The following is a 15650-nucleotide window of genomic DNA, read 5'->3' on the forward strand; positions in this document are numbered from 1 at the left end:
TCCCGGCCTTGGAATTTTACAAATGTTTTGTTTTGACGTTTTCCTCACTGCGGGATTTAACACATGTTATGTTTTGACGTTTTCCGTGCTGCGGTTTTTCAATTTTGCGTATGGCGTGAGCCGTAGTGGCGTGAAGATGCAAGCCGGAACAGGTGGCGGGAAAGACTGTCGTAGAAGCATTGGAGCATTTGTTGAACGTTTATTCCCTAAAAAGTTTGTGTCAAGTGTTGAAAATACGGAATATTATCAATAACTTTGTTCAATCTATTGATTCATGAGGCAATCTGGGTCGATTTGGCGATAGAAAACATGTTAATTTTTCAAGATATATGAAAGAGACTATATTAGTGACAGGTGGCACCGGCTTTATCGGCAGCCATACCACCGTAGAACTTATTGAGGCCGGTTATCAAGTGGTCATTGTCGACAATCTGAGCAATTCGAAGATAGAAGTGCTGGATGGGATAGAAAAAATCACAGGAGTCAGGCCTGCGTTCGAGAAAGTGGATTTGAAGGACTGCCAGGCCACCGAAAATGTTTTCAAGAAATATCCGGAGATATCCGGTATCATCCATTTTGCGGCTTCGAAAGCTGTAGGGGAGAGCGTCGAGAAGCCGCTTCTTTATTATCGAAACAATGTCGTTTCTTTGGTGAATCTGCTGGAGCTCATGCCCAAATATCAGGTGGGAGGCCTCATCTTCTCGTCGAGCTGCACCGTCTATGGGCAGCCCAAGCCCGAGAATCTGCCCGTGACGGAGGATGCGCCCCACCAGAAGGCCGTGTCGCCCTATGGCAACACGAAGGAAATCAACGAGCAGATCATCTTTGATTATATCCACAGCAACGCCCCCATCAAGAGTGTCATCTTGCGCTATTTCAACCCGATAGGCGCCCACCCGTCGGCATTGATAGGAGAGCTTCCAAACGGGGTGCCCAACAATCTGATTCCGTTCGTCACACAAACGGCGATGGGCATTCGCAAGGAGCTGACCGTCTTTGGAAATGATTACGACACTCCCGACGGGACATGTATCCGCGACTACATCTATGTGGTGGATTTGGCCAAGGCGCATGTGGCTGCCATGGCACGCGTGTTGGAAAAAGATTCCGAAAGTCTGGATTACTTCAACATTGGAACGGGCAGGGGGAACTCGACCAAGGAAATCATCGAAACGTTCGAAGCGGCCACCGGCGTGAAACTCAATTGGAAGTACGGGCCGCGTCGCGAAGGAGACATTGAAAAAATCTGGGGCGACTGCACAAAGGCCAACAAGGTGTTGGGATGGAAGGCCGACACGCCTCTGGGCGACGTGCTTGCCAGTGCCTGGAAATGGCAGAAGAAGCTTCGTGAAGACGGAGTGATGTAAAGCCGAAGACGCGGCATGAATGAAAATCGGTTTTTATCCCAGCAAAAGGTGATAAAAACCGATTTTGTTTTATCCTATGAGTATGGAGCCGTTCATTGCGCCGCTTGCTTTACGTTGTCAACCTCTTGCTGCGCCTTCTCCCAATCGCAGTCGAGGGAGAACTGGGTGAGGAAGTTGTCGTTGTTGTAATAAGACAGGATAAGGTCCTTGTCCATGTCGTTGAATCGCGGGCAATGTATTGTAGCCTCTTTGTAGACCATCATGATGAAATCCTTGTCCTTTTTCTTCTTGGTCTGGGCCAGCGATTCGAGAAAGCTGTTTACAAACGCATACATGGCGTAGGCCTGCACGTCCACCATGTGCATGCTGCTGTCGGGCATGAGTTCATTGGTTTTCATCAGCATGTATTTCAGCGCATCCACCTTGAAAGTCGCTATTTTACGGACTTCCAAGTCTTTGCTTGTGTCGTTGGCCACCGCGGTCGATGTCTTTAATATTTCATTGTAGACATCTTGGGCTTTGCTCTCCGCATAGGAAAGACAGAGCAGTAAAAGTGTGATAAAAGTCTGTTTCATCTCTTTATATTTAATTGTAAGTTTTAATCATAAGCCCGATCTGCCGGGATTTTTCGTGACGAAGTCTTTCCAACTGCGGTAATGTCTGCCTTCTATTTCCGGATTTTTCATCTGCATGAAATGGCAGTAGGCTGCGCCAAGCGCATCCGTGGCATCCATGAACTTGGGCATTTCCGAACGGTCGAGTTTCAGCAATCTCTGCAGCATGCCCGAGACTTGTTCTTTAGTGGCCTGTCCCTGTCCCGTTATCGCCATCTTTATTTTGAGAGGTGCGTATTCGTGGATGGGAACATCGTGATGGATGGCGGCCGCGATGGCAACCCCTTGGGCACGTCCCAACTTGAGCATGGACTGCACGTTCTTGCCGAAGAATGGCGCCTCGATGGCCATCTCGTCCGGTAAATATTCGTCGATGATACTTGTCACACGGTCGAAAATCTTGCCTAATCTCAGATAGGGATCTTTGATTTTACGCAAGTCGATTATGCCCATGACAACCATCTGTGCAGTATTTCCGGCTGTTTTTAGGACACCATACCCCATGACATTGGTCCCGGGGTCGATTCCCAATATGATTTTTTCTGTTTTATCCAATGTATTCTTGCCGTATTATATGAAGGTGTTAGCGGCCCATGTATGGATTGTGAGCCAATTCTTCACCGATAGTGGTTTCGCCGCCATGTCCGGGAAGAACCTTTACATTGTCGGGAAGTTGGGCCAGTTGACGGAGACTGTTGATGATCATAAACATGCTTCCTTCCGCAAAATCCGTTCTGCCAATGCTGTGGCGGAACAACGTGTCGCCGCTGAAAAGCAAATGCTCGGACGCTATGTAATAGCATACGCTCCCCTTGGAGTGGCCAGGTGTTTCAATGACTTGGATTTCATGATTTCCCAACTTCAGAGTCTCGTAATTCTCCAGATGTCGTTGAACTTGTGGAAAGTCGTAAGGGATTTCCATGTTGTAGAACTTGTGGGCCTGGCGCTTTAAAGTCTCCATCAGATGGCCGTCTTTGGCCGAAACACAGGGACGCAGACCGAACTGTTCAAAAACAGTATTGTTGCCGAAGTTGTGGTCAAGATGTCCGTGAGTTGCCAAGAGGTAGAGGGGATGCAGGTCGTTGTCCTTGATATAGTTGACGACCGCCTGCCTCTCTTCGGGATGGAAAGCCCCACAGTCGATGATGGCCGCACACCCCGTTTCGTCACTGACGACGTAGCAATTCTCTTGGAGCATGTTGCAAACAAATGTTTTTACCGTTATCATGTCAATAAGAATAAACTATATATTTTTCTTTAAACCAATCCTCTTCGAAATACTTGCTGATGGAGATGGTCTCGACATGTTTGCCGAGCGGTTTGATTTCACCGGCAAGCTGCCCGCCTTTCAGGCTTATCATCCCATTGGGACGGGCGTTTGTCATCTTTGGACTGATGTTCTTGCGTACAATCTTGACCATGTCGGACAAGGGCATGACAGCTCTACTGACAATGAAGTCGTACTTCCCCTTTTCTTCTTCACCGCGCAGATGGGCGGCTTCTACATTCTCCAGGCCGATGGATTGCGCGATTTCACGTGCCACCATCACTTTTTTCCCCGTACCGTCAATCAGTTTGAAATGACATTTGGGGAACATGATGGCGAGCGGAATCCCTGGGAAACCACCACCGCAGCCGAAATCCAACAGGCGGCTACCATCTACGAAATGAAATTCCTTCGCGATGGCCAGCGAGTGGAGTACGTGGTGCTCATAGATGTTGTCAATGTCTTTGCGTGAAATGACGTTGATCTTTGCGTTCCAATCCTTGTAAAGCGGCTCCAGAGCTTCGAATTGAGAGCGTTGCAGGTCTGTGAGCTTCTGAAAGTATTTATGAATCAGTTCCATGCGTGTATCTTTTGATGTCAATCTTGACGGCTCCCGCTCCGTGCGGGGCTATTTCATCTTGATTGAATATGATGGTTATATGGTTGTGAAGGATGAATTTTGACAACTGACATCATGTTTATTTATCTCGCAAAATTACATCATTTTATATCATATCTATCTTTGTATATATAAACTTTTTGTATTTTTGCACAAAATTTGGATAGTTCATGAAAAAAGTTTTTCTTTTTGATTTGGATGGGGTTATATTCAATACCGAATCTCAATATTCAACGTTTTGGAAAGAGATAGGAGCAGAATATTTGCCGGAAGTCCCTGGAATAGAAAACAAAATCAAAGGGCAGACGCTCAATCAGATTTTTGAAGCGTATTTTCAGGATAAGGAAAACGCCAGACTTTCTGTGGTAGATAAACTGAATCAACTTGAAAAGTCGATGCGTTATGAGTATATTGACGGATTCGTTCCCTTTGTGGAAAGGATTCGTGCAAAGGGCATGAAGACGGCTGTGGTCACAAGCAGCAACAGCGTAAAGATGGAGCAGGTGTATCGACAGCACCCTACATTCAAGGCTTTATTCGATCGGATATTCACGAGTGAGGATGTCACGGAAAGCAAGCCACATCCACAATGCTATCTGTTGGGGGCAGACTACTTCAATTGTTCCCCTGAGGAATGTGTCGGATTCGAAGATAGCGTCAACGGCCTCAAGGCCGTAAGAGCCGCGGGCATGACGGTGGTTGGCTTGTCGACAACCAATCCCATAGACGTTGTGGCTCCTTTGGCTGATTTGGTGATACCCTGTTATAGGGGATTGGAGTTTGAGGATATGCTCAAATTGGTTTTATAACTGCATAATTAAGATTCTTTTGGATACGCAAAACACCCCTGTCCACGCAAAACTTTGGCATTCGGCCTTTTGGATGATAGCCTTGGCATGCTTTTGTTTGACTTCTGCCGTGTACATGCGCTTGTCTCTAATCCCCATTGTGCTTGTTCAAAAAGGCTTTTTGACGTGGCAAATTGCGGCAGTAGTGGTTGCGTATGGGGTAGGGTTATATGCCTTGGGAGCAAAATGCTCGTTTTGGGTTCAGACCTACAGGCGCAATCTTGTTTGCATCAGAGGTGTCGTCGGAACCATGTCCGTATTGGGAGTGATGTGGTTCTTGGAAAACAACAATTTGAATATCCCCCAACAATCGTTCTTCATCCTGTTTGTTTGTTTGAGCTTCTTGCTGGGTGCATTCTTTGGCTTGTCGCTCATGGTGATTGCTTCGACCCTTGTGATAGACGTCTGTGAGTCTTTCCGACGAACGGAGGCAAATTATGTATCGGGATGGTTTACAAGGTTTGCACTCCCGTTGGGACCGCTTTTCGCCTTGCTGGTCATCAGATACGAACGGCAGAATTGGGGCGGTCTCGTTCCTATGGCTTTGGCGTTTGTAGCATTGTTTCTGATGTCCATCGTCAGGTTTCCATTCAAGGCACCGGAAGATCATGTTCCTTCATTAAGCCTTGATCGTTTTTTTCTGCCTCGTGGAATCGTCTTGTTTTGCAACCAGGCATTGATTCTATTGTCTATAGGCCTGTTGCTTGTGGGCAACTTCACTCCTTTGTTCTTCGCGATGCTGTTTGCCGGTTGTTTGCTGGCGGTCGTTTCCGCAAGGTTTGTGTTTTTGAATGCCGACCTCAAGAGTGAAATCGTCACCGGGCATTTGCTCATTGTCATGGCTTTGGCGCTCATGTTGTTGAATCATGACGACAAGGCCTTGTCCTACATAGAGCCCGCATTGCTGGGACTTGGCGTTGGTATTGTCGGTGCGCGATTTCAATTGTTCTTTATCAAATTAAGCAATCATTGTCAGCGAGGAACCAGCCAAAGTTCATTTTTCCTGAGTTGGGAGACTGGGCTGGTGGCAGGCGTCGCTTTGGGATGTTTCATGTTGCCCCATGGGAAAGAACTTTTAGAAGAGTTTGCCGTCGCCGTTGCTGGCATTTCGTTATTGATCTATCAATTTTATACACATACATGGTATCTGAAAAATAAAAACAGATAATCTGCGTTCTCATATTGATGTTGCGTAAGTTGCTCCTCTTTTTGATTGGTATTGTTGCTGTCTCAAGCTTGGCTTCTTGCATGGTGGATGACAGCTACTCTTCAGAAACAAATGTCGGTTTGGCCTTTTCTGAAGATACGGTCTCTCTTGACACGATTTTTACAAGTACCCCGTCTACGACTAAGTCCATGTGGGTTTATAATCGTTCTAAAGAGAATCTTAGATTCGATATAGATCTTGTAGGCGGAAATCAGCAAGGGTTTAGGGTCAATGCAAATGGCCGCTTCTTGAGCCCTCTTATTGGAAGCCGGTTGCATGATGTCGAATTGAAACGAAATGACAGCTTGAGAATTTATGTAGAAGTCACCCCCGAAAATGTCAGTTCGGCATTAGAGACGTCGCTGACCGACCTGTTGACATTTGGCTTTTCCAATGGCTTTAAGCAGTCGGTGGTGCTTCGCGCTCATGTATTGAAGGCAATAGTGATTCAGTCATTGTCACTTGACAGAGATACAGTATTGGCGGGTGATGTTCCATATTTGGTCAAAGAAAGTATTGTCGTTCATAAGGACAAGACTTTGACACTTGATGCAGGAACGAAGTTTTATTTTGAATCGGGAGCATGTTTGAAGGTGGATGGGAGATTGATATGTAAGGGAACTCCCGACAGACTTGTCGTATTCAGAGGGAGCCGATTTGACAAAATTGCCGAGGGAATCCCCTATGACAGAATCAGCGGGCAGTGGCAAGGCATTCGCTTTGGAGAATTGTCCTATGAGAATATGCTGGAGTACGTGGACATTCATTCCGCTCACGATGCGCTGTATTGCGATTCTGCACAAGACAACAATCGCCGTCGACTCTCGATCCGGCAATGCCAAGTATATAATAATGACGGCTATGGGCTTTTTGCATCAAATTCCAATATCGATATGGAAAACTGTGTCTTTGCCAATTCTGCAAAGAGCTGTATGGAATTTCATGGAGGGACAATCAGCTTAAATGGTGTTACCGCTGCACAATTCTACCCCTTCAGCGGGGGACAGGGAAAGGCTCTTTTGTTGTCAAATGGCAGTTCGCTTGATTTTCAAGCATCTAATTCTATCATTACGGGCTACGGCAACTCTGAAATAGATTTCAACAAGACAAACAAACCATACTCGTTCAATTACAATTTCAGAAATAGCCTGATACGTTTGGCCAAGCCTTCCGAGCCCGAGGATTTGCAACATTTCCAAGAGGTAGTGTTTGAAGACGCAGATGATTCAATTGGCGTTGGAATCAAACAATTCGACGGAATCAATACAGAACTCTTCTTCTATCGTTTCAATTTGAACAAGCTGTCGAAAGCTATTGGTGTGGCTGATCCTTTGTCTACTCCGCAGGTTGATGTGTATGGGCGAAAGAGAAGAGCCCGTCCTGCGGCTGGAGCCGTAGAGTTTTTTGACAATTAATTTTCTGTATATGAAGAATTTGAAAATAGAAATCAAGTTTCGTTGTTGCCAGCTTGAAGAACTTCTTCCCGACGAGATTGAACTTGTAGAGCAGGCGAAACGTGCGACAAATCACTCTTACGCAAAGTATAGTCATTTCCATGTGGGGGCAGCTATCCGATTGGAAGATGGACGTATTGTGCAGGGGGCAAACCAGGAAAATGCGGCCTATCCTTCGGGGTTGTGTGCGGAACGTACTGCCATTTTTGCCGCACAGGCTCAGTTTCCAGAGCATCCGATAACGCAAATAGCCATTGCTGCAAGAAATCAGAATGGCTTTTTGAAGGAGCCGATAACACCTTGCGGAGCTTGTCGCCAGGTGATGATGGAAATGGAAGACCGTTATGGGGTTGACTTGAAAATCTATCTTTACGGGACGAACGGAGTCTATGTGATAAGTTCTGTGAAGGACATGTTGCCTTTTTCGTTTATTGGCAAGAATATGGAAGGATGATTTTATGTTGAAGTCCATTGTTGCAGCATTATTGCTGTGTAGTTCTTGGGGAACGGGATATTCCGAGAACGAATCTCAGGAGTTGGCACTTGTCGTCGGAACCTATACAGACACGGGCAGCCATGGCATATATTCCTTGCGTTTCAATCAAGAAACTGGTACTTATGTCTTATTGGATTCACTGGCTCTTGTCAATCCGTCTTACTTGACTTTTGGCAAAGATTCGAGAGTCTTTTACGCCGTCAGTGAGCTGGGGGATAAAAATGCCTCTTTAAATTCTGTTGGCTTCAATGCGAAAACGGGACAGATGCGTTTGTTGAACACGGTGGCCACCGATGGAGAAGACCCTTGTTATGTGGAAGTTGCCAATCGTATGGCGCTGACTGCAAATTATAGTGGCGGCTCGTTGAGCACCTTTGTCATCAATCGTGATGGCACTTTGTCCAAGCTGAAAACTCGGTTTGAAGGACATGTAGGCGGCCCCGACTCGTCACGGCAAGGTCAGGCGCATATTCATTGCGTCAAGAAAATGAACGACGGCTATATATTGGCTTCTGATTTTAGCGCAGACCAACTTCTGGCTTTCAGGCTTGATACCGCAGACAATGTCCTGAAACCTCGTGGTGTAGCCGGTAGGCTGCCTCTTGATTCAGGACCGAGGCATATCATTACGTCTCGCAATGGGCGGCTTGTATATGTGATGAGTGAACTGTCGGGCGCAGTAACGGTCTTTCAGTATCATGCCGGACGTGTGAAGCTGGTTCAGTCTGTTTTGTCTGACAGTGCGTTTGCACGCGGAGGAGCTGACATTCATCTTACTCCAGACGGACGTTTCCTGTATGCAAGCAACCGTTTGAAGAATGACGGCCTGTCTATATTTCAAGTGTTGTCGAATGGAAAATTACGAAAAGTCGGCTATCAGCGGACAGGCATTCATCCCCGAAACTTCAACATAACACCGAATGGTCGTTATTTGTTGGCAGCATGTCGTGACAGCGACATGATACAAATATTCCGCATCGACAAGCGGTCTGGGATGTTGGAGGATACGGGCAGGCTTATCAACTTGCCGCATCCCGTCTGTATTCAGTTTGCCAAAAGATAGGAAAAGAAAAAGGAACCAATGATGGTTCCTTTTTTTGAGGTGTCTAGCGGAGTCGAACCGCTCTACACGGTTTTGCAGACCGTTACCTAACCGCTCGGTTAAGACACCAAAATTATGCGAAGTCGGGGCGACAGGATTCGAACCTGCGGCCGCCTGGTCCCAAACCAGGAGCGCTACCGGGCTGCGCTACACCCCGTTTGCTCTAAGAGAGCTCTTCCCTAAATTGCGTGTGCAAAGATATGGGATTTATTTTGATTGGCCAAATTTTTCGTATTGTTTTTCTTCTTATATTAAATCATGCGCGGCGGACAGCCTGCATTTTTCACCATAAGCGGCTTGAAATACAAGAAGTCTTTTTCAATCAATCTCCATGCCTTTTGCTTCCAGTTCCCGGTGTCTTTGTTCTTGTCGTAGGGCCTTTTCAGAAGCAAGGTGGGCATACCCATTAGTTTCCGCTTCTTCCGGAAGGATTCTCATCGTGTTGGCCTTTTTGATGAGGTCCATTACTACTTCGCCGCCCAATATCAATCCGGCTGCCGCAGGAACGAATGCGTTGCTGGCCGGAATGCTGCGACGCTTCGTCCCCGCTCTCATGTCGCTGTCCGGTTGAATGCAATGGCAGCCGGCTGAAGTATTGTCTTCTATCGGTTTCAACGGCTCTTCTTTGCTGTAAACCACTTTAAGTCTTGGAATATTCAGTTTGCGCAGTTTCTTTCTGATGATTTTGGCTAACGGATCCATTTCCGTTTGGTTGATGTCCGCTATTTCGAAGGCTGCCGCATCGAGTTTGTTAGCCGCCCCCATGCTTGACATCAAAGGTATGCCAAGTGCGTGGCAACGTTTGATTAATTCCAGTTTTGCCGAAACGGTATCAACGCAGTCAACTACATAATCATATTTCGACAAGTCGATTTCATCCGCATTTTGTGGCAAATAAAAAAAGCGATGTTTGTGGACGATACACTTCTCGTTGATGTCGTGTATGCGATCGGCTGCCACGTCTACTTTGTATTTGCCAACAGTAGACAAAAGAGCGATCAGCTGGCGATTTAAATTTGTGACGCAGACCAGGTCGTCGTCAAATAAATCCAATTCTCCAACTCCGCTGCGAGCCAGCACCTCCACGACATATCCACCAACACCTCCAATGCCGAAAACGGCTACACGTGAGCCTTTCAATGTGTCGATGGCTGGTTTTCCAAGAAGCATTTGAGTCCGTGAAAATTTATTCTGCATACCTTCTAATATATATTATGGCTGTTTGATGGAACAAAAATACAATATTTTTCCAAGATTCGTGAGGATGAAAGGGGATTAGTCTATGTACATAAGGTCGCTCATGATCATGTCGCTTATCATGATTCCTTTTCGAGTCAATCTCAGCCGATTGCTTGTCAGAGCCAACTGACCTGCGTCGAGATATGTTTTGCTTTCCTTCATCAGATGTTGTAGGTAATTTCTTCCAAATGTGTTTTGCAACCATTCAAGGTCTATTCCGTCTTTTGTTCTAAGGGCGGTCGTAATGCAGTCGTTGTATCGTGCTTCGGTATTCAGGCTCTCCTTTTCACAGGGTATTGTCCCCTGATTGACATTGACCATGTATTGTTTTAAATCGGCCACGTTCCACTTTCTGTTACTCCCGTCGTAGCTGTGCGCAGCCGCTCCCAATCCTAAGTAAGGAATCCCTTTCCAATAGCCTGAATTGTGGCGGGAATGGTATGATTTGAGTTTGCCATCCCTTTGCCGTTCTATTTTTGCAAAATTGCTGATTTCGTAGTGTTCAAAACCTGCTTCTTCGAGTTTGTCGATGAGCAGCTGGTACATCCGAATGCTTGTCTCTTCATCGATTTCTTTGACAAGGCCTTTTTGTTTCAACTTGATTAGCGGCGTCTTCTCTTCGTATGTCAGACCATACGAAGAGATGTGCCGCACATCCAAGCGAAGAGCTTCATCGATGTCGTTCTCCCAATCGGACAGCGTCTCGCCAGGGAAACCAAAGATGAGGTCAATGCTGATGTTGTCGATTTTTGCTTCATGCAATCTTTCAACGGCCGAATACACCTGTTCGTTGTTGTGTCTGCGATGTAGAAACTTCAACCGTGCATTGTCAAAAGACTGTACACCCATCGAAATTCTATTGACAGGAAGGCTTCTCAATGTGTTTGCAAAATCGGGTGTGATGTCATCGGGATTGCATTCCATGGTGACTTCCACGTCGTTTCCCATCTTGAAAGTCCGCGCTATTTCTGTGAACAATAGGTGAAGACTGTCGGCAGAAAGGAGACTTGGCGTCCCGCCCCCCAGGTAAATGGTGTCGACACGCTCTATTTCGTGCGCTCTGAGTTGCATCTCCTTGCATACCGTTTCTACGTATTGTTCCGCAACAGCGACAGACGTAGTGCTATAAAAAGCGCAATAGATACATCTGCTGGCGCAAAAAGGTATGTGAATATAAAGTCCTGCCATTATATTATATAAGGTATAAATGATGCGAGTTGGAGAAAAACCATGCAAAAATACTAATATGTTTTAAATATCGCTTTTTTTAAATTCATTTCTTTGGGATATGCCGTTAAAAAGTATAACTTAGACGTCACGAGCAGCTACCGGGCATGCAATCAGCAGGTAGCTTTAGCCATGAATCATAATATTACTAACACTTTAAATCTTTTGATATGAGGGTTTATCAAACAAATGAGATTAAAAACATTGCCTTACTTGGCAGTGCGGGCAGCGGCAAGACCACCCTTGCCGAAAGTATGTTATTTGAAGCTGGCATTATTAAGCGTCGGGGAAGTGTTGAAGCCAAGAATACGGTCAGCGACTATTTTCCCGTAGAGCTGGAGTATGGCTACTCTGTATTCCCCACGGTTTTTCACGTGGAGTGGAACAACAAGAAACTCAATATCATCGATTGCCCCGGCAGTGACGATTTTATAGGTGGGGCTATAACGTCCATGAATGTTACCGACCAGGCTGTAATAGTCATCAATGGGCAATATGGCCCAGAAGTCGGTACGCAGAACAACTTCCGTTATACGGAGAAGCTGCAGAAGCCGGTGATTTTCTTGATTAATCAGCTGGACACGGAAAAATGCGATTTCGACACCATCATATCGACGATGCAGGATATTTACGGCCCCAAATGTGTGCAGGTGCAATATCCCGTTTCCACCGGGCCGGGCTTCAATTCCATCATCGACGTCCTGATTATGAAGAAACTTACATGGTCGCCTGACGGTGGCGAGCCGAAGCGCGAAGACATTCCCGCAGAGGAAATGGACAAAGCCATGGCACTTCATAAGGCATTGGTCGAGGCGGCAGCCGAGAACGACGAAGGCCTGATGGAAAAGTTCTTCGAGACAGAGGCTCTGACCGAGGATGAAATGCGAGAAGGTATTCGCAAGGGATTGGTGACTCGTTCCATCTTCCCCGTCTTCTGCGTATGTGCAGGCAAGGACATGGGCGTGCAGCGGTTGATGGAATTTCTGGGCAACGTGGTGCCGTTTGTCAGCGAAATGCCCAAGCCGCACAATACGAGGGGCGAGGAGATTGCCGTCGATGCAGCCGGTCCGGAAAGCCTTTACTTCTTCAAGACGGGTATGGAGCCGCACATCGGAGAAGTGAGCTACTTCAAGGTGATGAGTGGCAGTGTCAAGCCTGGAGACGATTTGTTCAACGCCGACAGAGGAAGTCGTGAGCGGATGGGACAGATTTATGCCAGTGCCGGTGCAAGCCGAATCGCTGTCGAACAGCTGATGGCTGGCGACATAGGGTGCACCGTGAAGTTGAAAGACGTCAAGACAGGCAACACTTTGAATGGGAAAGATGTGGAATGGCGCTTCGACTTCATCAAGTATCCCAACTCGAAATACAGCCGTTCCGTCAAGGCCGACAATGTGCAAGACACCGAAAAGATGATGGCTGCCATCCTCAAGATGCGTCAGGAAGACCCTACATGGGTTATAGAACAGTCCAAGGAACTGCGTCAGACCATTGTTCATGGGCAGGGAGAATTTCATCTCCGCACGCTGAAATGGCGCTTGGAGAACAACGAAAAGCTTCATGTCACGTTTGGCGAACCCAAGATTCCTTATCGTGAGACGATCACCAAGGGCGCGAAGGCCGAATATCGCCACAAGAAGCAAAGTGGTGGTGCAGGCCAATTTGGTGAAGTCCACCTCATCGTAGAGCCTTACGCCGAGGGTATGCCCGATCCGGTTGCCTACAACTTTGGCGGCCAGGAGTTCAAGATGAACATCAAAGGCAAGGAAGCAATCGACTTGGAGTGGGGCGGAAAGCTTGTTTTCATCAACTCTGTTGTTGGTGGAGCTATCGATGCACGCTTCATGCCGGCCATCCTGAAAGGTGTGATGGATTGCATGGAACATGGCCCATTGACGGGAAGTTACGCCCGTGATGTGCGTGTCATCGTCTTCGATGGCAAGATGCACCCCGTAGACAGCAACGAACTCTCCTTCATGTTGGCGGCCCGTCATGCTTTTGCCGACGCGTTCAAGGCTGCCGGCCCGAAGATTCTGGAGCCCATCTACGATTTGGAAGTGTTTGTTCCCTCCGACTTCATGGGTGATGTGATGAGCGATCTCCAAGGTCGGCGCGCTTTGATTATGGGCATGGACAGCGAGGCCGGCTACCAGAAGCTCCAAGCCAAGATTCCCCTGAAAGAGCTGGCCAATTACTCCATCAGTTTGAGCTCGTTGACTGGTGGTCGTGCATCTTTTACAACCAAGTTTGCCAGCTATGAGCTTGTACCCAATGAGCTTCAGACGAAGCTCATTGCCGAGCACGAAGCAGAGAGCAAGGATGAAGATTGAAGAACGCTTGTCAATTCCTTATATTTGTAGATATTACTGTTCGGCAAACATTTTCCGCACATAAATAGAGTAGGAGGTAAACACCAATCACAGGTGTTTTACCTCCTACTTTCATGTTTGCCGTCCATACAATCAATTTAATTTCAGCGTGGGGTGCGGCCGCACTCCACGCTGCTATGTAACGATCAGAAGGAATCTCGGGACATTTCATTCATTCCTTTCCCCCCTTGTCCAAATATCCCTTTTCTATCAATAAATTTGTGAGAAACTTCTGCAAGTCTTGGTCGGCGGGCACGTTGAGCTTCTTGCGGATATGGTTGCGCGTCACGTCGACGTTGTTTTCCGTCTTGCCGAGCAGCAGGCCGATTTCGCGGCGCTTCTTCCCCGCAAGGACAAGGCGGCAGACGTCCGTCTCCGATTTGGTCAGGCAAGGGAAGTGTTGGGCGAGGTCGCCGTCGTCCGTCAAGTGGTTCTTCAGATGCAGGCGCACGGCGTTGACGAGGTTGCGCTGCGAAACGGGCTTGAGCATGGAAAACAGGCGGTCGATGTTCTCGGGCGACGGGTGGTCGTTGCTGCTCATGCGCAGATAGGCCTCTATCTCCCCTTTGTTCAGCCTGACGGCGTGCATCAGCGCCGTCTCACGGTAGCGCAGGTCGGCATTCTCCTTCGACACGCTCATCACGTTGCGCCGCAGCAGTTCGCCCAGCACACAGAGGAAAAGCTGCACGGACAGGAAGAAGCCGAACAGGCGCCAAAGCGAAGCTTCGTGAAGATAGGCCGCCACACAGCCGTAGTCGACCAGACTGATGGCGGAGACGACAAAGGGGGTGAACCGTACAAAGCTCATCACAAGGAAGAAGACCGCCAGCAGCGACGTTATTTGATTGATGAGGATGAGCTGCTGAAAATGCTCGGGACGCACGGTGGAGAAATAAAACAAGCGCACGGCGATGGTACACTGCGCCACGAGTGCCGTGAGCGAAAAGGCCTGCGAAAGCGTGAGCCGCCGCGCGAGATAGAGCGACAGCGAAAGGAGGCACACCACAAGATGTATGCCGCTCATGGAAAGCGGCAGCGGGTCGTGCGAGCCGCCCAAGCCCAAGAACTGCATCGAGACGACGGCAACGACGAGGACGGAGTGGAGCAAATAGACGATGACGCGATGCCGGGCGATGGTGTTCTCGGCGCGCGACCAGAGAAAGGCCGAAGTCTTTTCGGTGAGATGACGGGTGTTCATGCTTGTCGTTTTCATTTTTTTTATAATGGATGCAAAGATACGTTTTTACTTGCTCTTTTCCAAGCTTTCATTAAGCGTTTTTAGGGGGAAATTAAGTCTTTTAGGGTGTAATGATACATCTAAAATGGCCTTTCTCTTGTAAATTTTGAAAATCACAACTCGCTTTTTCTTATTTTTGTATAGCTTTTTTGCAGTTTTCACACAAATGTTTCTTGTGGAATTGCTCGGAAAAGAACCATCCGACATGCGAAACCCGGCAGACAGGAATGTGACGTGAGACAACCGGAAAACAGAAATATTTTAAATTCAATTTTAAATATTCAGTAAAACGAAAATGAAAAGGCACATCAAACCGGAAACCCAAGCAGTGCTCATCACGCCCCCTGCGTCGGGAATGCAAAATGACGATGATTGGAAAACACCATGCGGTTTTTCCGATGATTCATATCAAAAAAACGACGGGCGGCGAAATCCCACGCCACGTCAGGAGTCCGAAGACAAACGGCGGCACGTGATTCCTCACGCCCCTACGGCTCACGCCGTTCGCGGAGACGGAATATCGTGGCTCGGAAGACGTCAAAACATAACATGTGTTAAATCCCGCAGCGAGGAAAACGTCAAAACAAAACATTTGTAAAATTCC

The 15650-nt window shown here is 47.4% G+C and carries 15 protein-coding genes and 2 tRNA genes; 7 read left to right on the top strand and 10 right to left on the bottom strand.

The features are described from left to right. The first annotated feature begins 329 nt into the window (after positions 1–329). On the top strand, positions 330–1367 hold the full coding sequence (galE, locus tag K334_RS0111545) for a UDP-glucose 4-epimerase GalE (RefSeq protein ID WP_025881584.1): 1038 nt from the start codon (positions 330–332) through the stop codon (positions 1365–1367). A 92-nt stretch (positions 1368–1459) separates the two neighbouring features. On the opposite strand, the gene K334_RS0111550 is transcribed toward galE, so the two are convergent. From K334_RS0111550 to K334_RS15470, 5 genes are read right to left on the bottom strand one after another with little or no spacing between them, the layout of a single operon-like run. Continuing rightward, positions 1460–1942 (bottom strand): hypothetical protein, encoded by a 483-nt coding sequence (locus K334_RS0111550; protein WP_021589521.1) that lies wholly within the window; start codon positions 1940–1942, stop codon positions 1460–1462. Positions 1943–1969: 27 nt separating this feature from the next. Beyond that, positions 1970–2536 (bottom strand): crossover junction endodeoxyribonuclease RuvC, encoded by a 567-nt coding sequence (ruvC, locus tag K334_RS0111555; protein ID WP_021589497.1) that lies wholly within the window; start codon positions 2534–2536, stop codon positions 1970–1972. Positions 2537–2564: 28 nt separating this feature from the next. Continuing rightward, positions 2565–3209, bottom strand: a complete 645-nt coding sequence (locus tag K334_RS0111560; protein WP_025881580.1) for an MBL fold metallo-hydrolase — start codon at positions 3207–3209, stop codon at positions 2565–2567. A gap of 1 nt (position 3210) precedes the next feature. After that, complete coding sequence (rsmG, locus tag K334_RS0111565) at positions 3211–3828, bottom strand: 16S rRNA (guanine(527)-N(7))-methyltransferase RsmG (protein ID WP_025881578.1); 618 nt, start codon at positions 3826–3828, stop codon at positions 3211–3213. Next, on the bottom strand, positions 3812–3934 hold the full coding sequence (locus K334_RS15470; protein WP_154655612.1) for a DUF3298 domain-containing protein: 123 nt from the start codon (positions 3932–3934) through the stop codon (positions 3812–3814). The genes rsmG and K334_RS15470 overlap by 17 nt, the downstream gene beginning before the upstream one ends. Positions 3935–4037: 103 nt before the next feature. Here K334_RS15470 and K334_RS0111570 point away from each other — a divergent pair, with 103 nt between their 5' ends. From K334_RS0111570 to K334_RS0111590, 5 genes are read left to right on the top strand one after another with little or no spacing between them, the layout of a single operon-like run. Then, the gene (locus K334_RS0111570; protein WP_025881576.1) at positions 4038–4676 is read left to right on the top strand and encodes an HAD family hydrolase; all 639 of its coding nucleotides are present in this window, start codon (positions 4038–4040) and stop codon (positions 4674–4676) included. A gap of 19 nt (positions 4677–4695) precedes the next feature. Next, entirely contained in the window at positions 4696–5883 is a 1188-nt protein-coding gene (locus K334_RS0111575) for an MFS transporter (protein WP_025881575.1), read from the top strand. A gap of 17 nt (positions 5884–5900) precedes the next feature. Next, the gene (locus K334_RS0111580; RefSeq protein WP_154655613.1) at positions 5901–7337 is read left to right on the top strand and encodes a hypothetical protein; all 1437 of its coding nucleotides are present in this window, start codon (positions 5901–5903) and stop codon (positions 7335–7337) included. A gap of 10 nt (positions 7338–7347) precedes the next feature. Then, positions 7348–7830 carry a cytidine deaminase gene (gene cdd, locus K334_RS0111585; RefSeq protein ID WP_021589495.1) on the top strand — a complete coding sequence of 161 codons (483 nt, stop codon included), beginning with the start codon at positions 7348–7350 and terminating at the stop codon, positions 7828–7830. A gap of 4 nt (positions 7831–7834) precedes the next feature. Next, on the top strand, positions 7835–8935 hold the full coding sequence (locus tag K334_RS0111590) for a lactonase family protein (protein WP_036890396.1): 1101 nt from the start codon (positions 7835–7837) through the stop codon (positions 8933–8935). 37 nt (positions 8936–8972) lie between these two features. Here the strand turns inward: K334_RS0111590 and K334_RS0111595 are convergent. From K334_RS0111595 to hemW, 4 genes are all read right to left on the bottom strand, one after another. Then, positions 8973–9043, bottom strand: a tRNA-Cys gene (locus K334_RS0111595). A gap of 14 nt (positions 9044–9057) precedes the next feature. Then, positions 9058–9131 (bottom strand) — tRNA-Pro (locus tag K334_RS0111600). A gap of 161 nt (positions 9132–9292) precedes the next feature. Continuing rightward, on the bottom strand, positions 9293–10171 hold the full coding sequence (locus tag K334_RS0111605) for a tRNA threonylcarbamoyladenosine dehydratase (protein ID WP_025881569.1): 879 nt from the start codon (positions 10169–10171) through the stop codon (positions 9293–9295). 78 nt (positions 10172–10249) lie between these two features. Beyond that, entirely contained in the window at positions 10250–11401 is a 1152-nt protein-coding gene (hemW, locus tag K334_RS0111610; RefSeq protein WP_025881568.1) for a radical SAM family heme chaperone HemW, read from the bottom strand. 209 nt (positions 11402–11610) lie between these two features. On the opposite strand from hemW, the gene K334_RS0111615 reads away from it, so the two are divergent. After that, entirely contained in the window at positions 11611–13770 is a 2160-nt protein-coding gene (locus K334_RS0111615; RefSeq protein WP_021589499.1) for an elongation factor G2, read from the top strand. A 211-nt stretch (positions 13771–13981) separates the two neighbouring features. Here the strand turns inward: K334_RS0111615 and K334_RS0111620 are convergent, their stop codons facing one another. After that, on the bottom strand, positions 13982–15007 hold the full coding sequence (locus tag K334_RS0111620) for a helix-turn-helix transcriptional regulator (RefSeq protein ID WP_027445001.1): 1026 nt from the start codon (positions 15005–15007) through the stop codon (positions 13982–13984). Positions 15008–15650 lie beyond the last annotated feature (643 nt).

The organism is Segatella baroniae DSM 16972 = JCM 13447, from assembly GCF_000426585.1.
GTDB classification, from domain to species: Bacteria; Bacteroidota; Bacteroidia; order Bacteroidales; family Bacteroidaceae; genus Prevotella; species Prevotella baroniae.